The organism is Achromobacter sp. ISS7 (genome assembly GCF_056523125.1).
In genome coordinates this window covers 1,299,919-1,320,400 of the sequence record NZ_JAWRZD010000001.1, presented here as the reverse complement: position 1 = coordinate 1,320,400, position 20,482 = coordinate 1,299,919, and the positions used below count along the sequence as shown (strand labels likewise).

Annotated in this window: 22 protein-coding genes; 5 read left to right on the top strand and 17 right to left on the bottom strand. The window is 68.5% G+C overall.

Going from position 1 to position 20,482, the window contains the following annotated elements; genetic code table 11:
• Window positions 1–4: 4 nt before the first annotated feature.
• Together AC1HFW_RS06120 and AC1HFW_RS06115 are read right to left on the bottom strand one after the other, a co-directional pair.
• On the bottom strand, window positions 5–3,148 hold the full coding sequence (locus tag AC1HFW_RS06120) for a multidrug efflux RND transporter permease subunit (protein WP_479282249.1): 3,144 nt from the start codon (window positions 3,146–3,148) through the stop codon (window positions 5–7).
• A gap of 92 nt (window positions 3,149–3,240) precedes the next feature.
• Window positions 3,241–4,389, bottom strand: a complete 1,149-nt coding sequence (locus tag AC1HFW_RS06115; protein ID WP_479282247.1) for an efflux RND transporter periplasmic adaptor subunit — start codon at window positions 4,387–4,389, stop codon at window positions 3,241–3,243.
• Between the two features lie 250 nt (window positions 4,390–4,639).
• Between AC1HFW_RS06115 and AC1HFW_RS06110 the strand changes: the two genes are divergently transcribed.
• On the top strand, window positions 4,640–5,209 hold the full coding sequence (locus AC1HFW_RS06110) for a TetR/AcrR family transcriptional regulator (protein ID WP_479282245.1): 570 nt from the start codon (window positions 4,640–4,642) through the stop codon (window positions 5,207–5,209).
• 81 nt (window positions 5,210–5,290) lie between these two features.
• Here AC1HFW_RS06110 and AC1HFW_RS06105 read toward each other — a convergent pair whose 3' ends face one another.
• Together AC1HFW_RS06105 and AC1HFW_RS06100 are read right to left on the bottom strand one after the other, a co-directional pair.
• Entirely contained in the window at window positions 5,291–6,301 is a 1,011-nt protein-coding gene (locus AC1HFW_RS06105) for an aldo/keto reductase (RefSeq protein ID WP_479282243.1), read from the bottom strand.
• A 205-nt stretch (window positions 6,302–6,506) separates the two neighbouring features.
• Window positions 6,507–7,565, bottom strand: a complete 1,059-nt coding sequence (locus AC1HFW_RS06100; protein WP_006394535.1) for a serine hydrolase domain-containing protein — start codon at window positions 7,563–7,565, stop codon at window positions 6,507–6,509.
• A gap of 183 nt (window positions 7,566–7,748) precedes the next feature.
• Between AC1HFW_RS06100 and AC1HFW_RS06095 the strand changes: the two genes are divergently transcribed.
• Window positions 7,749–8,768, top strand: coding sequence for a tripartite tricarboxylate transporter substrate-binding protein (locus tag AC1HFW_RS06095; RefSeq protein WP_479282241.1), 1,020 nt, complete (start codon window positions 7,749–7,751; stop codon window positions 8,766–8,768).
• A gap of 7 nt (window positions 8,769–8,775) precedes the next feature.
• Here the strand turns inward: AC1HFW_RS06095 and AC1HFW_RS06090 are convergent, their stop codons facing one another.
• Window positions 8,776–9,339: a TetR/AcrR family transcriptional regulator gene (locus AC1HFW_RS06090; RefSeq protein WP_225856664.1), complete on the bottom strand. Its 564-nt coding sequence runs from the start codon at window positions 9,337–9,339 to the stop codon at window positions 8,776–8,778.
• A 103-nt stretch (window positions 9,340–9,442) separates the two neighbouring features.
• Here AC1HFW_RS06090 and AC1HFW_RS06085 point away from each other — a divergent pair, with 103 nt between their 5' ends.
• Together AC1HFW_RS06085 and AC1HFW_RS06080 are read left to right on the top strand one after the other, a co-directional pair.
• Window positions 9,443–9,913 (top strand): carboxypeptidase regulatory-like domain-containing protein, encoded by a 471-nt coding sequence (locus AC1HFW_RS06085; protein ID WP_479282239.1) that lies wholly within the window; start codon window positions 9,443–9,445, stop codon window positions 9,911–9,913.
• A 114-nt stretch (window positions 9,914–10,027) separates the two neighbouring features.
• Window positions 10,028–10,552, top strand: coding sequence for a hypothetical protein (locus AC1HFW_RS06080; RefSeq protein WP_116521697.1), 525 nt, complete (start codon window positions 10,028–10,030; stop codon window positions 10,550–10,552).
• Window positions 10,553–10,634: 82 nt separating this feature from the next.
• On the opposite strand, the gene AC1HFW_RS06075 is transcribed toward AC1HFW_RS06080, so the two are convergent.
• From AC1HFW_RS06075 to AC1HFW_RS06035, 9 genes are all read right to left on the bottom strand, one after another.
• Window positions 10,635–10,961 carry a hypothetical protein gene (locus tag AC1HFW_RS06075; protein WP_006394529.1) on the bottom strand — a complete coding sequence of 109 codons (327 nt, stop codon included), beginning with the start codon at window positions 10,959–10,961 and terminating at the stop codon, window positions 10,635–10,637.
• Window positions 10,951–11,457: a 2-thiouracil desulfurase family protein gene (locus AC1HFW_RS06070; protein ID WP_061071494.1), complete on the bottom strand. Its 507-nt coding sequence runs from the start codon at window positions 11,455–11,457 to the stop codon at window positions 10,951–10,953. Before AC1HFW_RS06070 ends, AC1HFW_RS06075 begins: the two co-directional genes overlap by 11 nt.
• A 53-nt stretch (window positions 11,458–11,510) precedes the next feature.
• The gene (locus tag AC1HFW_RS06065; RefSeq protein ID WP_006394527.1) at window positions 11,511–12,200 is read right to left on the bottom strand and encodes a VIT1/CCC1 transporter family protein; all 690 of its coding nucleotides are present in this window, start codon (window positions 12,198–12,200) and stop codon (window positions 11,511–11,513) included.
• Between the two features lie 58 nt (window positions 12,201–12,258).
• Window positions 12,259–12,696: a PaaI family thioesterase gene (locus tag AC1HFW_RS06060; RefSeq protein ID WP_061071495.1), complete on the bottom strand. Its 438-nt coding sequence runs from the start codon at window positions 12,694–12,696 to the stop codon at window positions 12,259–12,261.
• A 1-nt stretch (window position 12,697) separates the two neighbouring features.
• Entirely contained in the window at window positions 12,698–13,588 is an 891-nt protein-coding gene (gene mmsB / locus AC1HFW_RS06055) for a 3-hydroxyisobutyrate dehydrogenase (RefSeq protein WP_006394525.1), read from the bottom strand.
• 80 nt (window positions 13,589–13,668) lie between these two features.
• Window positions 13,669–14,844 (bottom strand): enoyl-CoA hydratase/isomerase family protein, encoded by a 1,176-nt coding sequence (locus AC1HFW_RS06050; RefSeq protein WP_061071496.1) that lies wholly within the window; start codon window positions 14,842–14,844, stop codon window positions 13,669–13,671.
• Window positions 14,841–15,995 carry an acyl-CoA dehydrogenase family protein gene (locus tag AC1HFW_RS06045; protein WP_006394523.1) on the bottom strand — a complete coding sequence of 385 codons (1,155 nt, stop codon included), beginning with the start codon at window positions 15,993–15,995 and terminating at the stop codon, window positions 14,841–14,843. The genes AC1HFW_RS06050 and AC1HFW_RS06045 overlap by 4 nt, the downstream gene beginning before the upstream one ends.
• Before the next feature lie 208 nt (window positions 15,996–16,203).
• Window positions 16,204–16,551 (bottom strand): RnfH family protein, encoded by a 348-nt coding sequence (locus tag AC1HFW_RS06040; RefSeq protein WP_061071497.1) that lies wholly within the window; start codon window positions 16,549–16,551, stop codon window positions 16,204–16,206.
• On the bottom strand, window positions 16,541–16,975 hold the full coding sequence (locus AC1HFW_RS06035; RefSeq protein WP_006394521.1) for a type II toxin-antitoxin system RatA family toxin: 435 nt from the start codon (window positions 16,973–16,975) through the stop codon (window positions 16,541–16,543). Before AC1HFW_RS06035 ends, AC1HFW_RS06040 begins: the two co-directional genes overlap by 11 nt.
• A 216-nt stretch (window positions 16,976–17,191) precedes the next feature.
• Here AC1HFW_RS06035 and smpB point away from each other — a divergent pair, with 216 nt between their 5' ends.
• Entirely contained in the window at window positions 17,192–17,659 is a 468-nt protein-coding gene (gene smpB / locus AC1HFW_RS06030; RefSeq protein WP_006394520.1) for an SsrA-binding protein SmpB, read from the top strand.
• Between the two features lie 15 nt (window positions 17,660–17,674).
• Here the strand turns inward: smpB and AC1HFW_RS06025 are convergent, their stop codons facing one another.
• From AC1HFW_RS06025 to AC1HFW_RS06015, 3 genes are all read right to left on the bottom strand, one after another.
• On the bottom strand, window positions 17,675–18,865 hold the full coding sequence (locus tag AC1HFW_RS06025) for a GGDEF domain-containing protein (RefSeq protein ID WP_241066901.1): 1,191 nt from the start codon (window positions 18,863–18,865) through the stop codon (window positions 17,675–17,677).
• A gap of 26 nt (window positions 18,866–18,891) precedes the next feature.
• Entirely contained in the window at window positions 18,892–19,818 is a 927-nt protein-coding gene (locus AC1HFW_RS06020; RefSeq protein WP_006394518.1) for an SPFH domain-containing protein, read from the bottom strand.
• 150 nt (window positions 19,819–19,968) lie between these two features.
• Complete coding sequence (locus tag AC1HFW_RS06015) at window positions 19,969–20,409, bottom strand: NfeD family protein (RefSeq protein ID WP_006394517.1); 441 nt, start codon at window positions 20,407–20,409, stop codon at window positions 19,969–19,971.
• Window positions 20,410–20,482: the final 73 nt, after the last annotated feature.

Genomic DNA, 20,482 nt, shown 5'->3' with positions numbered 1-20,482 from the left:
ACTCTCACTCCTGCGATGCGGTGGCGGCGGCCGGCGTCGGCGTTGCCGCCTTCCGGGCCTTGATCCGCGACAACACCCACACGAAAAACACGGGCACGAAAATCACCCCGAGCAAGGTCGCGCTCAGCATGCCGCCGATCACGCCCACGCCGAGGGCGCGCTGGCTGGCGCCGCCGGCGCCGCTGGCCAGCGCCAGCGGCACCACGCCCAGGATGAAGGCCAGCGAGGTCATCACGATCGGCCGGAAGCGCAGCTTGGCTGCCTCGACCGCGGCGTCGACCAGCGAATGGCCTTGCTCGCGCAGGCTCTTGGCGAATTCGACGATAAGAATGGCGTTCTTGGCGGCCAGGCCGATGATGGTGATCAGGCCGACCTTGAAGTACACGTCGTTGGGCATGCCCAGCACCGTCACCGCCAGCACCGAACCGAGCGCGCCGATCGGCACGATCAGCATCACGGACGCGGGAATCGCCCAGCTTTCATACAGCGCCACCATCAGCAGGAACACCACCAGGAAGGCCAGCGCGAACAGCATCGGGGCCTGGGAGCCGGCGAATTTTTCCTGCAGCGACAGGCCGGTCCACTGGTAGCCGATGCCGGCCGGCAGCTCGGACGCGATGCGCTCGATCTCGGCCATCGCCTCCCCGGTGCTGTGGCCCGGCCTGGCGTCGCCGGCGATCTTGAAGGCCGGATAGCCGTTGTAGCGCGACACCTGCACCGGGCCGGTTTCCCAGCGGGTCTCGACGAAAGCGGCCAGTGGCACCATGCCGCCCGACTTGTTGGGCACGTTCAGCTTGAGCACGCTTTCCGGCGTCATGCGGTCGCGCACGTCGGCCTGCACCACCACGCGCTGCAGGCGGCCGGCGTTGGCGAAGTCGTTCACCGTGGCCGAGCCGTAGGCCGACGAGATCGCGGTATTGATCACGTCGAAGCCCACGCCCAGCGCCTCGGCCTTCTGCCGGTCGATGTCCAGGCGCAGCTGCGGCGCGTCGGCCAGGCCTTCCATCATGGCGTAGGCGATCACCGGCGAACTGTTTGCCTTGGCCAACAGCTCGTCGCGCGCGGCGGTCAGCGCCGCGCGGCCCACGCCGCCACGATCCTGCAAGCGCAGCGCGAAGCCGCCCGAGTTGCCCAGGCCCTCGATGGGCGGCGGATTGACGGCCATGACCGTGCCGTCATCGATCACCGCGAAGCGGCCGTTGACGCTGTCGGCCACGTCATTGGCCGACTGGCCCTTGCCGCGCTCCGACCAGTCCTTCAGGGTCGGGAAGGCGATGCCCGCGTTCTGGCCGGTGCCGGAGAAGCTGAAACCCATCACGGTGAAGGCATCGCCCATGGCGTCCAGTGACATCAGGTGCTGCTCGACGTCCGCCACCACCTTGTCGGTGCGCAGATGCGTGGCGCCCGGCGGCAGTTGCATGTCGACGATGACGTAGCCCTGGTCTTCCGGCGGCACGAACGATTCCGGCAGGCGCGTGTACAGCACGCCCAGCATCGCCACGATGGCCGCGTAGATCACCATGTAGCGCCCGGTGCGGCGCACCAGCCGCGAGTTCAGCGATTCGAAGCGGCTGGTCAGGCGCGTGAAGAAGCGGTTGAATGCGCCGAAGAAGCCGCGCTTTTCCTCGTGGTGGCCCTTCGGAATGGGCTTGAGGAAGGTGGCGCACAGGGCCGGCGTGAAGGTCAGCGCCAGGAAGCCCGAGAACAGGATCGACACCGCCAGCGACAGCGAGAACTGGCGATAGATCACGCCCACCGAGCCGCTCATGAAGGCCAGCGGCAGGAACACGGCCGCCAGCACCATGGTGATGCCGATGATGGCGCCCGACACCTGGCCCATGGCCTTGATGGTGGCCTCGCGCGGCGACAGCCCTTCCTCGGCCATGATGCGTTCGACGTTCTCGACCACCACGATGGCGTCGTCCACCAGGATGCCGATGGCCAGCACCATGCCGAACATGGTCATCATGTTGACCGAGAAGCCCAGCACCGACATCACCGCGAAGGTGCCCAGCAGGCAGACCGGCACCACGATCGCCGGAATCAGCGTGTAGCGCACGTTCTGCAGGAACAGGAACATCACCAGGAACACCAGCACCATGGCCTCGATCAGCGTGTGCACCACCTTCTCGATGGCCACGCTGACGAAGCGCGAGGTGTCGAACGGCACCGAATAAGCGACGTCCTCGGGGAACGAGGCGGACAGTTCCTGCAGGCGTTGCTTGACCGCCTTGACCGTGTTGATGGCGTTGGCGCCCGGCGCCAGCTGCACCGCCGCGCCCACGGCCTTGCGGCCGTTCAGGCGGGTCTCGAAGTCGTAGCTCTGGCGCCCGACTTCCATGCGCGCCACGTCGGCCAGCCGCACCGACGAACCGTCCGCATTGGCGCGCAGCACGATGCGGCCGAATTCCTCGGGCGTGTCGAGCGTGCCTTTCACGGCCAGCGTGGCGGTCAGTTCCTGCTCGGGCGAACCGGGCCGGCTGCCGAAGCTGCCGGCCGGCACCTGCACGTTCTGCGCGGCGATGGCGGCGTTGACATCGGCCACCGACAGGCCCACGCCCAGCAGCTTCTGCGGGTCGATCCAGACGCGCATGGCGGCCTCGGCGCCGAAGAACTGCACCTTGCCCACGCCGTCGACGCGGCGGATCTCGTTGTTGACGTGACGCGCGGCGTAGTCGGACAGGCCGACCACGTCCTTGCCGCTGTCATCGCCCTTGTAGGTCAGGGCGTAGATCATCAGGAAGTTGGAACTGGCCTGCTCGACCTGCAGGCCCTGCTGCGTCACGGCCGTGGGCAGGCGCGCCTCGGCCTTCTTGATGCGGTTCTGCACGTCCACCTGCGCCAGCGCCGGATCGGTGCCGGGCTCGAAGGTGACGGTGATCTCGGCGCTGCCGCTGGAGCTGCTGGACGACTCGTAGTACAGCAAGTGCTTGGCGCCGTTCAGCTCCTCCTCGATGACGCTGGTGACCGAGTCGACCAGCGTGCTGGCCGAGGCGCCGGGATAGACCGCGTTGATGGTCACCTGGGGCGGCGCCACCACCGGAAACTGCGCCACCGGCAGCGACGGGATCGCCAGCAGGCCGGCGAGCGAGATGAAGAGAGCCACCACCCACGCGAACTTGGGGCGGTCGATGAAAAACCTGGACATGATCTATCCTCGGAAGGATGGGCGGCGCAGGGCGACCGGCCGCCGCGACGGCCGGCCCTGCGGGCAAGAAGAAGGAAGGGTCGGCATGGTCGTCACTGCCGCGACACGGCGTCCGGCGCGGCCGCGACCTTGTCGGCCGGCGGCGCCGCCGTCACGCTGACCTTCTGGCCGGGCACGGCGGCGTTCACGCCGCCGACGATCACCCGGTCGCCCGCTGCCAGGCCTTCGACGATGTGCCAGTCGGCGCCACGCATGGTGCCGGTGCGCACCGCGCGCGTCTCGACCACGTCGTCCTGGCCCACCAGCAACACTTGCGGCTTGCCGTCGGTGCTGCGCACCACGGCGCGCTGCGGCACCAGGATGGCGTCCGGGTCCACGCCCTGGCGGGTCTGCACCCGCACGTACATGCCCGGCAGCAGCAGCACGTCCGGATTGGCGAACTCGCCGCGCAGCGACACCTGGCCGGTGCCGCGGTCCACCGCGATGTCGGAAAACAGCAGGCGGCCGCTGCGAGTGCGGTCGGTGCCGTCGATGCTGATGGAGATGGCGGCGCCCTCTTCCTGGCCCAGCTCGCCGGTCTGCATGGCGGTGCGCATGCGCAGCATGTCGGCCACCGGCTGGGTGAAGTCGACGTAGATGGGATCGAGCTGCTGGATCTTGGCCATCACGGTGGCCTCGTTCTGGCCCACCAGCGCGCCTTCGGTGACCTGGGCGCGGCCGATGCGGCCGGAGATCGGCGCCTTGACGGTGGCGTAGTCCAGGTTCAGGCGCGCGGTCTCGACATCGGCCTGGGCCGAGCGGCGCGCGGCCTGGGCGCTCTTGAGCGCCGCGGTGGCGGTGTCGAAGTCCTGCTGGCTGACGGCCTCGATCTTGACCAGCGGGGTGTAGCGCCGCACCACCGCCTGGGCGTCCGACAGCGCGGCGTCGGCCTTGGCCAGGTCGCCCTCGGCGCGCGACAGGGCCGCCTTGAACGGCGCCGGGTCGATGCGGAACAGCACGTCGCCGGCCTTGACGTCGGCGCCTTCCTCGAATTCACGGCTGAGCACGATGCCGGCGACGCGGGCGCGGACCTCGGCCACGCGCATCGGCTCGACCCGGCCCGGCAGCGTGCTGGCCAGCGCATAGCGCTGCGGCTGCACCGCCAGCACCTGCACGGGGCGGGGTTCCGCGACGGCGGTCGGGGCGTTGTCGCCGCCGCAACCGGCCAGTCCGGCCACCAGACCGGCGGCCAACACCGCCATGACAGGCCAACGCCAGGGTTGATGCTTGATCACTTCGATACCTCCCGCCCGTGGCGTCTTGAACTTAACAAGAGTCGAATGGTATCTTAAAGGTCAATTTGAATCAATAATGATTCATTTAATTCCGTTAAGGTTCTTATTGCGGCTTCACAAGATTTAACTTGTCAATTTGACGAAGATTTGCGCAATTTGAACCCCACATGATCCAATAGCCGTTCCACCAACGGCACAATGAGGAAAAGGAGACACGATGTCCGAGGATGCGGGTCACGAACGCCTGCTGATCGCGCTGGCCCAGGCCATGGTCGACCAGCCGCGCGCCACCCTGCAGGAACTGGCCAAGGCCGTGGGCGTCAGCAAGGCCACGCTGTACCGCTTCTGCAAGACGCGCGACCAGCTGGTGACGCGCCTGATGACGCACAGCGCGCAGGTCATGAAGCAGACCCTGGCCGATTCGCGGCTGGACGCCGCCCCGACCCGCGAGGCGCTGCGCAACCTGATCGAGCAACACCTGGCCCATAAGGAACTGACCGTCTTCCTCATGTACAACTGGAAGCCGGACATGGAGATGCAGGCGGACATCATGCAGAGCTGGTCCGGCTACCAGGAAACGCTGGATGCGTTCTTCCTGCGCGGCCAGCGCGAAGGCGTGTTCCGCGTCGACATCACCGCCGCCGCCCTGACCGAACTGTTGATCACGGTCATCACCAGCATGGTCGACGCCGAGCGGCGCGGCCGCATCGCCCGGCTCGGCATCGCCACCGTGGCCGAGCAGATGCTGTTGCACGGCATCAGCGCCGAGCCCGCCGCCGCGGCTTGAACGGCCCCATGACGAACAGGCCCGCGCCAATGGCGCGGGCCTGTTCGTTGTGAGAGAGCGGGCGGCGCGCCGCCCTGCCCGTCAGGCCGTCGCCACCGGGCGGCCGTAGAACGGATAGTTGGGATCGTTGTAGCCGTGGGTCGAGGCGTGGCCGGGCGTGACCCAGCCGTCCACGATGGCTTCGTCCTCGGGCGTGATCTTCACTTCCAGCGTGGCGTAGTAATCGTCCATCTGCGCCAGCGTGCGCGGACCGGCGATGACGCTGGTGACCACCGGATTGGCCAATACCCACGCGGTGGCGAAGTGGCCCGGCTGCACGCCGCGGGCCGCGCTGTGCTCGACCAGGCGCTGCGCGATCTGCAGCGACTCTTCACGGAACTCGGTGGCCAGGATGCGGCGGTCGCCACGCCCGGCGCGGGTGTCCGCCGCCGGCGCCTGGCCCGGCAGGTACTTGCCGGTGAGCACGCCACGCGCGATCGGGCTGTACGGCACCACGCCCAGGCCGTAGTGCTTGCAGGCCGGCAGGATCTCGACCTCGGGGCCGCGATTGAGCATGTTGTAGTACGGCTGGCACACCACCGGCTGCGGCACGCCCAGCTTTTCGCACAGGCGCAGGGTTTCGGCGATGCGCCAGCCGCGGAAATTCGACAGCCCGAAGCTGCGCAGCTTGCCGGCGCGGATCAGGTCGCCCAGCGCCCACAGCGCCTCTTCCAGGTTTTCCTCGTGGTAGTCGCGGTGCAGGTACAGGATGTCGAGGAAATCCGTGCCCAGGCGCGCCAGGCTCTGCTCGACGCCGCGGATCAGCCATTGGCGCGAATAGTGCGACTGGTTCGGGCCCTTGCCCACCACGTTGCCGATCTTGCTGGCCAGCACCCAGTCGTGGCGCTGCCCTTGCAGCAGCTTGCCCACCACTTCCTCGGACCGGCCGTCGTTGTAGACGTCGGCGGTGTCGATGAAATTCAGGCCGTGGTCGCGGGCCGACGCGACGATGCGCGCGGCTTCGTCGTCCGGCGTCTGTTCGCCGAACATCATGGTGCCCAGGCAGAGGGGCGATACGCGCAGGTTGCTTGATCCGAGTCGGCGATAGTTCATGGCGGGAGTCCTTGGTCGGCGTGATGCGGGTGCGCCGACGCGCATGGCGGCGGCGTGGCGGTACAGGAAGGGCAAGCGGGGCATGCCCGCCGGCGACGCGGCGGGCAAAGCATCCATGTTGCCAGAAGAATGCCGGCGCGCCGCGAAAAATCCCTGAGGCGCGCAGGGACTCCGGCGCCGCGCGTGGCAAAGCAAGAAGGCCGGCTCAGCCGGCCGGCGCGTCCACCGCCGCCAGGATCTTGCCGAACAGCGCATCGGCATGCGCGGAATCGAGCCAGCGCACGATCACCACCAGTTTGCGCTCGGGCTCGACCCAGGTGAACGAGCTGCCCGCGCCCACGCCGAAAAAGCTCGACGCCGGCACGCTGGGAAACACCCGTCCCTCGTGATTCAGCCAGATCAGGTAGCCGTAATACGGCGCGATCGCGCACGGTTCGCGCATGGCGGCGATCCATTCGCTCGACAACACCTGGCGGCCATCGGCGGCGCGGCCCTGGTTCAACAGCATCTGGCCGATCAGCGCCTGGTCGCGCGCGCTGATGGACATGCCGCCGCCCCAGTGCGAACCGCCCGGCACCGACGGCATGCGCTGGCCATCGATCTCGACCCAGGCGTTGTCGTAGCCCACCCACTGCCAGTTCTCGCTCGCGCCCAGCGGCCGCGTGACCGCTTCGCGGAACACCTCGGGCAGCGGCTTGCGGAACAGGTGCAGCAAGGCATACGACAACTGGTTGATACGCACGTCGTTGTATTCCCAGTACGTGCCGGGCCGCTGCAGCGGCCGCGCGTCGCCCTTCTTGCCGTCGGGCGGCACGCCAAAGGTGACGGCGCGATAGCGGTCGGCCTGGTCGGACACGCCGAAACGCTCGCCTTCCCATTCGCTGGTCTGCTGCAGCAACTGGCGCCAGGTGATCTGCGCATTCTGGCCCTGGTCGAAGCCGATGCCCGGCACGCGCTTGCCGACGGGTTCGTCGACATCGGGCAGCAGGCCGCGGTCGTGCGCCAGGCCGGCCAGGATCGCCAGATACAGCTTGGCCACGCTGAACGTCAGGTCGGCGCGCTCGGGCTCGCCCCAGGCCGCCAGTGTCTGGCCGTCGCGCACCACCACGCCCGACACCGGACCGCGATCGTGGATCGGACCCAGCAGCCGGTTCCACGGCGGCGGATCGTTCTGGTGCACCCCGAAGACCCCGTCGACGCTGCGGTCCCAGGCGGTTTCGTGGTCGTTGGCGAACTGGATCGCCTGCTGCATGAGCGCGTTCATTGCATTCCCTTGTCTTGTCGTTGGCCAATGGCGCTTGCGAGTATATCCATCCGCGCGCGGCCGCATGCGCCGCGGCCGCGATATCGCCAGGGGCAATAAGCATGGCGGGAATCAATCGTTGGCGCGCGCCGTCGCGGCCGGTAGAGTCCAACGCCCCGCATCACTCGACGACATTACCACCCCATGCCTGCTTCATTCCTGTCCACGCTCCCGCGCGCCGCCGGCGCCTCTTCGCCGTCGCGCCGCCCTGCCCGCGCGCGCCTGGGCGCCGCCCTGCTGGCCCTGGCCGCCTGGAGCGGCGCGGCCCAGGCCGACGCGCGCGTCATCCGCATCGTCGTGCCATATGGCACCGGCGCGGTGCAGGACACCATCGCGCGCGCCATCAGCGACGAACTGGGGCGGGCGCTGGACGCCTCGATCGTGGTCGAGAACCGCGCCGGCGCCGGCGGCACGGTCGGCACCGCGCAGGTGGCGCGCGCCACCCCCGACGGCAACACGCTGGTGCTGGCCGCCGCCAGCCACCACATCGCCGGCTACCTGTACAAGAACCTGAGCTACGACCCCTACAAGGATTTCACCGGCGTCGCCTACGTGGGCAACACCGGCTACATCCTGCTGGCGTCGTCGGCGCTGAAGGTCACCGACACCGCCGGATTCATCCAGGCCGTCAAGGCCAAGCCCGGCGCCTACGATTACGCCTCGGCCGGCAACGGCAGCGCCTCGCACCTGGGCATGGCCTCGCTGCTGGCAGCCGCCGGCGCGCAGATGCAGCACATTCCGATGAAGTCCACCGGCGACGCCGTCACCGAGCTGCTGGCGGGCCGGGTGCAGGCAGTCACCGCCGCCACCATCGGCGTCACCGGCTACCGCAACGATCCGCGCGTGACCTTCCTGGCCTACACCGGCAAGCAGCGCTCGCGCTTCGCCCCGGACCTGCCGACCGTGGCCGAGAGCGGCCTGCCCGGCTATGCCTTCGATTCGTGGCTGGGGCTGCTGGCGCCGGCGGGCATCGCGCCGGCCGAACGCGACCGGATCAACGCCGCCGTCAACGGCGTGCTGGCCGATCCCAAGGTGCAGGCGCGCCTGGCGGCGCTGGGCGTGGAGGCCGAGGCCAAATCGCCGGCGCAATTCCAGGACTTGCTGAAGGCGGACTGGGAAGCCACCAGCGGCCTGGTGGCCGCGTCCGGCGCCCGCGTCGAATAGGCGCGGGCTAGCGCTGGCGCACGCCTTCCAGGAACATGTCGGTGATGAAATCGGCCAGGGCCTCGCGCTGCGCGGCGTCGGGCTCCTGGCGCGTGAAGCGCTCGATCACCCCCATGAACGCGTGCGACAGCCACTCGGGCGGGATGTCCTTGCGGAACACGCCGGCGCGCTGGTCGATGCGCACGTTCTCGGAGATCATCTCGACCAGTTCGTCCTTGAGCGCCTCGGCCGCGTCGACCTGGAAAAAGCCGATGCGGGTCAGGTTGGGATCCTCTTGCAGGATGCCCAGCCAGTTACTCACGCCGCGGCGCACGCGCACCTCGACCGGCAGGTCCTGCTGGTCGTCGGACCCGCGCGCCCGGCAGACCTCCTGCCGCAACCGCTGCGCGAACATGCCCACGAGCTCGTCGTAGGCCGCCTGCTTGCCGGCGAAATATTGGTAAAAGACAGGTTGCGTGACGCCCGCGCGGGCGACAATATCGCTGATCCGGGTGTGCTGGAAACCGCGCTCGGCGAACTCCGCCGCCGCGACTTCCAGAAGTTGCAACCGGGTGCGCTCACCTTTCGTCAAACGCTTTTCCTGCGGTACAGATGGGGGTAGTGCCGTCGTCATCGCGTGAAAATACTATCCTTCCAGTCTTTTTGCCATACATTCCTGCATACATAGAAACCCTATGCCCCGATTGTCGCGCCCGCTCCACGCTTTCTGCGCTGCCGCGCTGCTGTCGGCCCTGCCGGGCTGTGTACCTTACCCTACTTACAAGACCCTGCAGCCGCGCGCGGCGATCACCGTTCAGGACGAGGCCGGGCAGCCGGTGGCCGACGCCCGCGTGGTGCTGATCGCCGGCGCCTATCCGTATGGCTATGACCGCTTCCGCGTCGAACAGCGCACCGGCGCCGACGGCCAGGCCGGCTTCGAGGCGCGCCACGAATGGCGCGTCGAAGTGCTGGCGATTCACGGCGCCGAGATCTTCTTCTGGAACTGGTGCGTGGAAAAGCCCGGCTACGAGACCTACGCCACCCAGGACCGCAATGCCGACGCCTTCGACCCCAAGCCGGTCGTGCGCCTCAAGCCCGGCACGTCGCAAACTTGCGACAACCCCAATGGCTCGCCGTTCATGCGCGAGACGCGCCCAAACCCCTGAAATCACTTGAAATCTTCGTAAATCTTGACACAACTATTGCGTCGCCGCGGCGTTACAGTACGGCATCGCCGGTCGCCGCAACACGTGGACGCCCGGCGGCTCAGGAGCAAGATCATGAAGCGGTTTACAGGTCGTATGGTCGGCGTCGCGCTGGCACTGGCCTTGGCAAGTTCTCCCGCGCTGGCGGGCGGGTATCGTGGCGGTTATCACCACCACCACGGCGGTGGCGGCGGCAATGGCTGGTGGATTGGCGGCGCGGTCGCGCTGGCGGCCACCGGGCTGATCCTGGCGGCCAATAATTCCGGCCCCAGCTACGTGCAGACCGGCGTCTACGCGCCGGGCGTGGCCTACTACAGTCCGCCGGTGTATGCGGCGCCCGTCTACGAAGCCCCCCCGGTCTATGCCGCGCCCCCGGTCTACCAGGCCCCGCCGGCCCAGTACGCCCCGGTGCAGTACGAGCCGGCCCCGCCGGTCAACCGGGCGCAGGCCAGCGCCTCGACCGACTGCCAGCGCTGGGCCATGAACCAGAGCGGCTACGACCCGGCGACCATTTCGCAATGGACCACGCAGGTGATGGTGGATACCTACAACCACGCGCTGGATTCGTGCATGAACAGCCGCGGCTACCGCGCCAACTGACCGGCGCCGCGTCTCATCAAGGGAGGGTTCCGCGAGGACGCCCTCCCTTCTGCTTTTCAGGCGCCGAAAAACGAAGCGCGCCTCACGCGCGGCGGCCGCCCCAGCCGCGCCAGGCGAAGAACGCCCCCGCCGCCAGCGCCAGCACGGCCGGCAGCACCCACACGAAACCGCTGTCGGTATAGACGACCCCGTCGACCGGATCGTAGTAGCGCCCCAGTTCGTTGAAATCCCACCTCAGGTACTGCTCGTACCAGAGCCAGAAGAAGAACGCCGACAGCGCCAGCGACACCCCCGCGCCCGCTCGCGCCAGCAGCCGGCCACGGCCGGTGCCGGCGATCAGGCGCCAGGCCGTCAGCACGCCGGCCGCCACGGCCACCAGCACCAGCCAATCGCCGACGTTAAAGCCCATCGCCCGCCTCCAGCCGCGCCAGCCAGGCGGCGGCTTCCGCCCATTGCCATTCGCTGAACACGCGCACCCCGGCATCCCCCAGCAATTGCGCGGTCACGCCCACGCCCGGCTGCTTCTGGCCCGAGAAATGGCCGTCGTAGACATAGCCGCTGCCACAGGAGGGACTGCCCTCCTTGAGCACCGCGATGCGGATGCCGTGTTCGCGCGCCGCGGCCAGCGCCAGCTGCGCACCGTGGACGAACGGCACCGTGGCGTCCTCGCCCGACACCGCGATCACCCGCGCGCGGCCGCCCAGCACGGCGGCGGCATCGGCGCCCGGCTCGATCTCGGCCGGCGGCCGCGGGATCGGCATGCCGCCCGCCACCTCCGGACAAACCGACACGACCCGCCCCTCATCGCGCCAGCGGGCCAGCACCTCGTGGTCGCGCGGCGCGGAACGGCCGTCGTAACGCACGGGGTGGCCCAACAGACAGGCGCTGATCAAAACGTATTGCATGTGAACCAGAACTCCCGGAGCCTGCGTGCGGCTCCATTGAATGCCGCCAGGGCCTAGACCACGGCGCCGAACAAGGCGCCGACGCCGGCCGTCACCGCCATCGCCAGCGCGCCCAATATCGTCACGCGCAGCGCCGCCGGCCCCTTGGGCGCGCCCCCGGCGCCTGCCGCCAGGGCCCCCAGACAGGCCAGACAGGCGACCGACGCGCCGATCACCCAGCCGATCAGGTGCGGCACCGGCACCACCGCGGCCACCACCAGCGGCAGCGCGGCGCCGCCGGCGAACGAGGCGGCCGAGGCCACCGCCGCCTGCACCGGCCGGGCGCGGTTGTGGATCGAGATGCCGAGCTCGTCGCGGGCATGGGCATCGAGCGCATCATGGCGCGTCAGTTGCCGCGCGACCTGTTCGGCCAAGTCGCGCGACAGGCCGCGGCCGACGTAGATCTCGACCAGTTCCTCGAGCTCTTCGCCCGAGTTGCGCTTGAGCGAGCGCTGCTCCAGCCGCAGGTCGGCGGCCTCGGTGTCGGCCTGCGACCGTACCGAGACGTATTCGCCCGCCGCCATCGACAGCGCGCCGGCCACCAGGCCGGCCAGGCCCGAGGTCAGCACCGCCGCGTGGCCGGCCTGCGCCGCCGCCACCCCGGTGATGAGGCTGGCGGTCGAGACGATGCCGTCGTTGGCGCCGAGCACGGCCGCGCGCAGCCAGTTGCTGCGGAAAATCCGGTGATGTTCTTTGGAAGGCATTGCCGAAGACCTGTTCAAGGCGCGACAAGGCTTGCGGCGGACGACCGCCGCAAGCGGATCAACGCGGCGTCACGCGCACCGCGGTCAGCAAGCCTATCACGCAAAGCGTGGCCTGTTCGCCCTCATAGGCGTGGACTTCGACCTGGCAGATCGACAGGCGCTTGCCGGGTTTGACCACGCGGCCGCTGGCCACGTAGCGCTCGCCCTTGGCGGGCGCCAGGAAGTTCATCTTGAACTCCGAGGTCAGCACATCCTCGCCCGGCTGGAACAGGCTGAAGGCGGCGTAGCCGCCGGCCGAATCGGCGATGGTGGTGGAGATGCCGGCGTGCAGGAAGCCGTTCTGCTGGCACAGGTCCGCGCGGTACGGCAGGACGATGTCCACCCTGCCCGGCTCGACCACGTCCAGGCTGGCGCCGAGCAGCCGCATGATGCTCTGCCGCTCGAAGCTCGCCTGGACCCGCCCGGCCGGATCGACACAAGTGGCGGGCGTGGCCATGTCAGTCCTGTTCGCGCTTGACCAGGTTGACGATGCTGGAGAAGTCCAGGCGGCCGGAACCGCCGGCGCTGTGTAGCGAATACAGGTTGCGCGCCAGTTCGCCCAGCGGGATCGAGGCGCGCGCCGACAGCGCCGCCTCGGCCGCCAGGCCCAGGTCCTTGAGCATCAGGTCGACGCCGAAGCCGCCCGCGTAGCCCTTGGAGGCCGGCGCATGCTCCATCACGCCGGGCCACGGGTTGTACAGCTCGGTGGCCCAGTTGCGGCCCGAGCTCTTGGCGATGATGTCCGACAGCACCTTGGGATCGAGGCCGTTGGCCACGCCCAGCGCCAGCGCCTCGGAGGTGCCGGCCATGAGGATGCCGAGCAGCATGTTGTTGCAGATCTTGGCGACCTGGCCAGCGCCCGCGGGGCCGGCGTGGAAGATGTTCTTGCCCATCTTTTCCAGCACCGGGCGGGCCCGCTCCAGCGCGGCGGGCTGGCCGCCGACGATGAAGGTCAGCGTGCCGGCGGCGGCGCCGCCGGTGCCGCCCGAGACCGGCGCGTCGATCATGGCGATGCCGCGCACCTCGGCCGCCTGGGCCACCTTGCGGGCCGAGTCCGGCGCGATGGTGCTGCACTCGATGACGAGCGCGCTGGCCGGGATCTTGCCCAGCAGGTCCTGGTCCAGGTACAGGCCTTCGACGTGCTTGCTGGCCGGCAGCATCGAGATCACCACCTCGGCGCCCTTGACCGCCTCGGCGGCCGACGCCGCCGACTTGGCGCCCGCATCGGTCAAGACCTTGACCGCCGCCGGCACCAGGTCGAAGACCGTCAGGCTGTGGCCGGCCTTGACCAGATTCAGCGCCATGGGCGAACCCATGTTGCCCAAACCGATAAACGCGATACTGCTCATGATGTCCTGTCTCCTGTTGCTATTGCTGTAGGTGTGAAATCAGTGTTGCGACGCGATGCCGGCCCGCTCTGCGGCGGACGTCAGCGGCCTTCCTTGCCCAGGTCGTCCAGCGGATGCGGCTGGCCCTCGGGCCAGGGCTCATCGAAGAACTTCTGCACCCAGGCCTCGGTGGCCATGTCCAGCACCGCGGGGTTCCAGCGCGGCTTTTTGTCCTTGTCGATCAGCAGCGCGCGGATGCCTTCGGCGAAATCGCCGTGCGCGGTGCAATGCAGCGCGGCGATGTACTCGGCGCGGAACACGTCGTCCAGCGAACGCAGCCGCATGCGCTGCTGCAGCGCGAACGACAGCCGCAGCGAGCCGGGCGAGGCGGCCAGCATGGTGGCGGCGGCGCGCGCCAGCCACGGATCGGCGTGGTCCTTCAGGGTGGCCAGCTCTTCACAGATATCGTCCAGCCGGTTGCCGCTGCACAGGCTGTTGATGAGGAACGAATGCTGGCGCAGGTTGCCGCCTTCCAGCGGCGTCTGCGGTTCGAGCGCCGTCAGCGCGCGGCGCAGCAGGCCGTCGTTGATCGAGCGCGGCGGAATCGCGTCCTCGGCGGCGCCCGTGGCCTGGCCGGCCCAGGGCTGTTCCTCCAGCGAGGCCAGCAGCTTGGGCCAGTCTTCGTGGTTCAGGCGGAAATCCGCCAGCCCGGCGAAGAAAGCGTCGGCCGTGTTGACCTGCGCGCCCGTCAGCGCCAGGAACACGCCGGTGCGGCCCGGCATGCGGTTCAACAGCCAGCTGCCGCCCACGTCCGGGAACAGGCCGATGGAGATCTCCGGCATCGCCAGGCGCGAGGTCTCGCTGACCACGCGGTGGCTGGCGCCCATCATCAGGCCGATGCCGCCGCCCATGACGATGCCGTGGCCCCAGCACAGCACCGGCTTGGGGTAGCTGTGGATGCGGTAGTCCAGGCGATATTCGTGCTCGAAGAAGCGGCGCGCGTAGGCATTGCCCCAGGCGCCCTTGCCGGCGTTCTCGGTCATGCTGCGGTACAGGCCGTGCAGGTCGCCGCCGGCGCAGAAGGCCTTGTCGCCCGCGCCCTGCAGCACCACCAGCACCAGGCCCGGGTCACGCGCCCAGGCGTCCAGGCGCTCGGCCAGCAGGTCGACCATTTCCAGCGACAGCCCGTTCAGGGTCTGCGGCGCATTCAGCGTCGCGATCCCGAAGCGCATTCCGTTGGCGGCGGCTCTTTCTTCGAACAGCACCGGTGCATTCATCTTATGTCGGCTCCTTTTTCCAACAATTGGCGGGCAATGATCACGCGCATGATCTCGTTGGTGCCCTCCAGTATCTGATGTACGCGAGTATCGCGCACCAGACGCTCCAAGGGATAGTCCCGCAGGTATCCATAGCCGCCGTGGATCTGCTGGGCGTCCAGGCAGATCTGGAAGCCCATGTCGGTGGCGAAGCGCTTGGCCATCGCGCAATAGGTGGCCGCGTCGGGCGCGCCCGCGTCCAGCTTGCAGGCCGCCAGCCGCACCATCTGGCGCGCCGCGACCAGGTGGGTGGCCATGTCGGCCAGCTTGAACTGCAGCGCCTGGAATTCCGCCAGGCGGCGGTTGAACTGGCGCCGCTCGTCCATGTAGCGGCGGGCCGCGTCCAGCGCGCCCTGGGCCGCGCCGACCGAGCAGGTGCCGATGTTGATGCGGCCGCCGTCCAGGCCCTTCATGGCGATCTTGAAGCCCTCGCCCTCCTCGCCCAGCAGGTTGCCCGCCGGCACGCGCACGTTCTCGAACACAATCGGACGGGTGGACTGGCTGTTCCAGCCCATTTTTTCTTCCTTGCGGCCGTAGCTGATGCCCTCGCTGTCGGCCGGGACCGCAAACGCGCTGATGCCGCTCGCGCCTTCGCCGCCGCTGCGCGCCATCACCACCAGCAGGTCGGTGTCGCCGCCGCCCGAGATGAAGGCCTTGGCGCCGTTGAGCACGTAGTGGTCGCCCTGGCGCTGCGCCCGGGTCGAGAGCGAGGCGGCGTCGGAGCCGGCGCCCGGCTCGGTCAGGCAGTACGAGGCCAGCTTCTGGCCGCTGGCCAGCAACGGCCCCCAGGCCTCGCGCAGAGCCGGCTGGCCCCATTTGCCGACCATCCAGGTGGCCATGTTGTGGATCGTCAGGAACGCGGTGGTCGACGGGTCGACGGCGGCCATTTCCTCGAACACCAGGGTGGCGTCCAGGCGCGGCAGCCCCAGGCCGCCGATGTCCTCGCTGGCGTAGATGGCGCAGAAGCCCATCTCGCCGGCGCGCGCGAACGCCTCTTTGGGGAAGATGCCCTCGGCGTCCCAGTGCGCCGCGTGCGGCGCCAGTTCGCCTTCGGCGTAGTCGCGCGCGGCCTGCGCGAACGCGCGCTGCTCGTCGGTCAGTTCCAAGTCCACAGCCTGTCTCCTGATGTCATCGGTATTGTCTGTTGGCGTTGCTGCCGTCTCGTGAACGTCAGCCAGGTCATTTTGACATGACGTTGACGTAAACGTAAGGGTGCGGCGCCGTCAATGTTACGCCGGAAGCGCCGGCGTGATTTGTCCTGATGATGACAATGTGGCGGCAGCCCGCCCCGCCCGGGCGGCGCGCGCCCGGGGCCGGCCGCTACAGCAGCCCGGCCGGTCGCACCCGCCCGTTGCGGGCGGTCTTGGCGCGCCGGTGCTCGGCGCGGCGGCGGCGCGATTCCTTGGGATCGAAGCTCAGGCCGCGGTAGATCTCGACGCGGTCGCCGTCGGCCAGCGGCGTGGCGGCTTCGACGGCGCGGCCGAACACGCCCACGCCGCGCTCCCACGGCTGGACCACCGGAAAGGCCTGGGCGAAGCCGCTGGCGCGCAGGGCATCAGCCACGGTCGCGCCGGCCGGCAGGCGCAACTCGCGCAGCCAGACCTGGGCGGACAAGGCATAACAGACCGAGACCTCGATCTGCCCGGCGGCGGACGGCTCATTCGCCATACTTGGCCTGCGCGCGCTTGGTGAAGGAATCAATGAAGCTGGTGGCGATGCGGTTGAACACCGGCCCCACCACCATCTCCAGCGCGCGGTTGGAAAAGGCGTATTCCATGGTGAACAGCACCTTGCAGGCATCCTCGGCCAGCGGCTGGAACTCCCAGTGCCCCACCAGGCTGGAAAAGGGGCCATCGACCAGTTCGAGGTCGATACGGTCGGGGTAGACGTGCCGATTGCGCGTGGAGAAACGCTGCTTCATGCCCGCGAAACTGATCAGGATGGACGCCTGCATGCCGTGCTCGTCGCGGCTCTGCACCTCGGCGCCGCCACACCACGGCATGAACTCGGGGTACTTTTCCACGTCGGCCACCAGGTCGAACATCTGGGCGGCGCTGTAGGGCACCAGGACGGATCGCTGTACTTTGTGCATCGACTATCGCAAATGGCTAGAATGATAGGATTTTACCGGCACTGCGCCACCGAGGCGCAAATACGGCACGGCAGCCGGACCGACGTGGACGAATCCCCCCAGGCGCGCCCGGGCGAATACCCCCCGGGATGCAGCCGCGACACGCCCCGCCGATCATCCTGAACGACACCGCCGCGCGGAAAACCAAGAACAGATGGGCCGGTTGGCCCCGACAAGATGAGCATTATCGATAACCGCAAGGCCACGCACGACTATTTCATCGAAGACCGCTACGAAGCCGGCCTGGTTCTCCAGGGCTGGGAAGTCAAGGCGATCCGCGATGGCCGCGTGCAGCTCAAGGAAAGCTACGTCATCGTGCGCGACGGCGAACTTTACCTGCTGGGCATGCACGTCAGCCCCCTGCCCACTGCGTCCACCCACATCCATCCGGACGCCATGCGCACCCGCAAGCTGCTGCTCAAGGCCGAGGAAATCAGCAAGCTGATCGGCAAGGTCGAGCAGCGCGGCTACACCCTGGTGCCGCTCAACCTGCACTACAAGAACGGCCGCATCAAGCTCGATTTCGCCCTGGGTCGCGGCAAGAAGCTGTTCGACAAGCGCGACACGGCGCGCGAGAAGGACTGGCAGCGCGAGAAGGAACGCATCATGAAGCACGACACCCGCGCCTCGCGCAAGGACAGCTGACCGCCCTGCGCGGCGTCAGGCCGCCGCCTGCATCGGCGGCGGCTCGACCAGGCTCACGCCCGGTCCCGCCACCCGGTTGCGGCCGGCCTGCTTGGCCGTGTACAGCATGCGGTCGGCGCGCTCGAAGAAGGCCTGCAGGTTCTCGCCCGGCAGCCAGTCCGCCACCCCGGCGCTGAAGGTATAGGCGATGGTGCTGCCGCCATGCGCGCACGGCGTGCGCCGCACCGAATCGAGCAGCCGGTCCGCCACCTCCATCACCGCGTCGCTGCGCATGTCCGCGAACAGCACGCTGAACTCCTCGCCCCCCACCCGGCCCACGTGGTCGCCGGTCCGCAGCGTGGCCGTGGCCAGCAGGCCGAAATGGCGCAGCACGGCGTCGCCGGCGGCATGGCCGTGGGTGTCGTTGATGCGCTTGAAATGGTCGATGTCCAGCACCATCAGCGTCAGCGGCCGGCGCGTGCGCAGGGCCTGGGCGCAGTAGCGCTCGCCCTGCAGCCACCAGGCCTTGCGCGACATCAGCCCGGTCAGGAAATCGGTGCTGGCCTCCTGTTCGCGGTCGGCCAGCATGCGGTCATGGATGATCATGATGGTGCCCAGCGACAGGCACGGCATGGCCAGCACGCCCAGCGTCATGAACAGGATGTTCCAGGCGGTCGGCTGCAGCAGGAAATCGGCATGGGCCACGCCCGAGGCGAACACCAGCACCCGCAGCGCGCAGGTCACGCCGGAGATCATCGCCACCGACCAGACAAAGTAATAGCTGTAGCGCGAGCGGTTGGCCGGCCGGCCCTGCCACACCGCCGCGGCCACGGCGAACATGAAGCCCATCTGCAGCGCCGACATGGCCACGATGCGCGGCGCGACCTGGCTGTCCAGGTAGGTGTAGCCCACCAGCACCAGCCAGGCGGCGGCGCAGGCCAGGCCCATCAGGTGGCGCGGCAGGCGCTGCCCCAGCAGGCGCCGCAGGCCGGTGTAATAGGCGCACAGCGCCAGGCCGATCAGCATGTTGGGCAGCAGGATCGACACCCAGCGCGGCGCCTCGGTGGCCTGTAGCCCGAATAAAAAAAACGCCAACAGCGTGAGCAGGTTGGCGCGTATGGTTTCGCGGATCCCCGCCATGCCGCTGCGCGCCAGGGATCCCAGCACGCACAGCGACAGCACTCCCGTCAGTACTGCTATCGACAGCAAATGCACGGGAGCAATCATGGGCGGGGCGCCTCACGGCGCGCGGTTCAGCTGTTGCGGGTGGATTTCACGATGGTCATGGCCGAGGCGATCATGCCGCCCACGTCCGCCAGGTTGGCCGGCAGGATCAGCGTGTTGCCTTCCTTGGCCACGTTGCCGAAGGCTTCGACGTAACGCTCGGCCACCTTCAGGTTGACGGCTTCCATGCCGCCGGGCTGGCGCACCGCGTCGGCCACTTGCGTAATGGCCTTGGCGGTGGCTTCGGCGATCGCCAGCACCGCCGCGGCCTCGCCCTGGGCCTGGTTGATCTGGGCCTGCTTCTCGCCTTCCGAGCGGGCGATGGCGGCTTCACGTTCGCCGGTGGCGATGTTGATCTGTTCCTGGCGACGGCCTTCCGAGGCCGCGATCAGCGCGCGCTTTTCACGCTCGGCGGTGATCTGCGCCTGCATCGAGCGCAGGATCTCGTTGGGCGGCGTCAAGTCCTTGATTTCATAGCGCAGCACCTTCACGCCCCAGTTCAGCGCGGCCTCGTCGAGCGACGACACGATGGTGCTGTTGATGGCGTCGCGTTCCTCGAAGGTGCGGTCCAGTTCCATCTTGCCGATCACCGAGCGCAGCGTGGTCTGCGCCAGCTGCGTGATGGCCGAGATGTAGTTGGACGAGCCGTACGAGGCGCGCATCGGGTCGGTCACCTGGAAGTACAGCACGCCGTCCACCTGCAATTGGGTGTTGTCGCGCGTGATGCAGACCTGGCTCGGCACGTCCAGCGGGATTTCCTTGAGCGAGTGCTTGTAGGAAACGCGCTCGATGAACGGGATCACGAAGCCGGCGCCCGGCGACAGTACGCGGTCGAACTTGCCCAGCCGCTCGACCACCCAGGCATGCTGCTGGGGGACGATGGCGATCGCCCTGATGACGATCAGGATCGCCAGCGCGACGATGACGAGCAGGACGATGGTGGAGTTATCGATCATGGTGTGGTGCCTCTTCTGGGGTGAATGCGGTGACGCGCCTGCCCGCGAAAGCCAGGGCGCCTGCTGCGGCCGGCCCGTCTGCGCGGGTCCGGGTCCTGCCTTGGAACGGGCCGGCGCGCGAAGGCACGAAGCCTTCCACGCCGCCACGCCCTAGCGCGTGGCGCCGGTCGCGTCCCCCTTGGGAGTCAGGACCAGGCGCGTGCCGCGCATTTCGGTGATGATGTGTTCGCCGCCGTGGGCAGGCTGCCCCTCGGCCAGTTCCGCCTGCCAGTGCGCGCCGCGGTACCAGACGCGCGCGGTGCCGTCCTGGCTCCAGGCTTCCACCTTGACGGTCTGGCCGATGTCCAGGTTGACGTCGGCGTTGCGCGAGGCGTCGACCTCGCGCTTTTTCAGGACGCGCGTCTTGCGCAGCACCAGCAGGCCCAGCAGCAGCACGACGCCGCACGCCACCAGTTGCCATTCCAGGCCCGCCAGCAGCCAGGCGGCGACGCCGCCCGCGGCCAATCCCAGCGCCACCAGCAGCAAGTAGAAGGTTCCCGTCGCCAGTTCGCCAATGAGCGCCAGCGCGGCCAGCCCTAACCAAATCCACATAGTTACGTTCGCCTGAAAGGATGAGTCGGTCAGCGGATTGTACGTATTTCCATGACGCCGCGGTGACACCCCC

Coding starts and splice junctions, on each gene's coding strand:
- mmsB (WP_006394525.1), bottom strand. CDS start 13,588: ATGAGCAGTATCGCGTTTATCGGTTTGGGCAACATGGGTTCGCCCATG.
- AC1HFW_RS06110 (WP_479282245.1), top strand. CDS start 4,640: ATGTCCGAGGATGCGGGTCACGAACGCCTGCTGATCGCGCTGGCCCAG.
- AC1HFW_RS06025 (WP_241066901.1), bottom strand. CDS start 18,865: ATGATTGCTCCCGTGCATTTGCTGTCGATAGCAGTACTGACGGGAGTG.
- AC1HFW_RS06065 (WP_006394527.1), bottom strand. CDS start 12,200: ATGCCTTCCAAAGAACATCACCGGATTTTCCGCAGCAACTGGCTGCGC.
- AC1HFW_RS06115 (WP_479282247.1), bottom strand. CDS start 4,389: ATGGCGGTGTTGGCCGCCGGTCTGGTGGCCGGACTGGCCGGTTGCGGC.
- AC1HFW_RS06105 (WP_479282243.1), bottom strand. CDS start 6,301: ATGAACTATCGCCGACTCGGATCAAGCAACCTGCGCGTATCGCCCCTC.
- AC1HFW_RS06085 (WP_479282239.1), top strand. CDS start 9,443: ATGCCCCGATTGTCGCGCCCGCTCCACGCTTTCTGCGCTGCCGCGCTG.
- AC1HFW_RS06075 (WP_006394529.1), bottom strand. CDS start 10,961: ATGGGCTTTAACGTCGGCGATTGGCTGGTGCTGGTGGCCGTGGCGGCC.
- AC1HFW_RS06120 (WP_479282249.1), bottom strand. CDS start 3,148: ATGTCCAGGTTTTTCATCGACCGCCCCAAGTTCGCGTGGGTGGTGGCT.
- AC1HFW_RS06020 (WP_006394518.1), bottom strand. CDS start 19,818: ATGATCGATAACTCCACCATCGTCCTGCTCGTCATCGTCGCGCTGGCG.
- AC1HFW_RS06080 (WP_116521697.1), top strand. CDS start 10,028: ATGAAGCGGTTTACAGGTCGTATGGTCGGCGTCGCGCTGGCACTGGCC.
- AC1HFW_RS06050 (WP_061071496.1), bottom strand. CDS start 14,844: ATGAATGCACCGGTGCTGTTCGAAGAAAGAGCCGCCGCCAACGGAATG.
- smpB (WP_006394520.1), top strand. CDS start 17,192: ATGAGCATTATCGATAACCGCAAGGCCACGCACGACTATTTCATCGAA.
- AC1HFW_RS06100 (WP_006394535.1), bottom strand. CDS start 7,565: ATGAACGCGCTCATGCAGCAGGCGATCCAGTTCGCCAACGACCACGAA.
- AC1HFW_RS06060 (WP_061071495.1), bottom strand. CDS start 12,696: ATGGCCACGCCCGCCACTTGTGTCGATCCGGCCGGGCGGGTCCAGGCG.
- AC1HFW_RS06095 (WP_479282241.1), top strand. CDS start 7,749: ATGCCTGCTTCATTCCTGTCCACGCTCCCGCGCGCCGCCGGCGCCTCT.
- AC1HFW_RS06015 (WP_006394517.1), bottom strand. CDS start 20,409: ATGTGGATTTGGTTAGGGCTGGCCGCGCTGGCGCTCATTGGCGAACTG.
- AC1HFW_RS06040 (WP_061071497.1), bottom strand. CDS start 16,551: ATGGCGAATGAGCCGTCCGCCGCCGGGCAGATCGAGGTCTCGGTCTGT.
- AC1HFW_RS06035 (WP_006394521.1), bottom strand. CDS start 16,975: ATGCACAAAGTACAGCGATCCGTCCTGGTGCCCTACAGCGCCGCCCAG.
- AC1HFW_RS06070 (WP_061071494.1), bottom strand. CDS start 11,457: ATGCAATACGTTTTGATCAGCGCCTGTCTGTTGGGCCACCCCGTGCGT.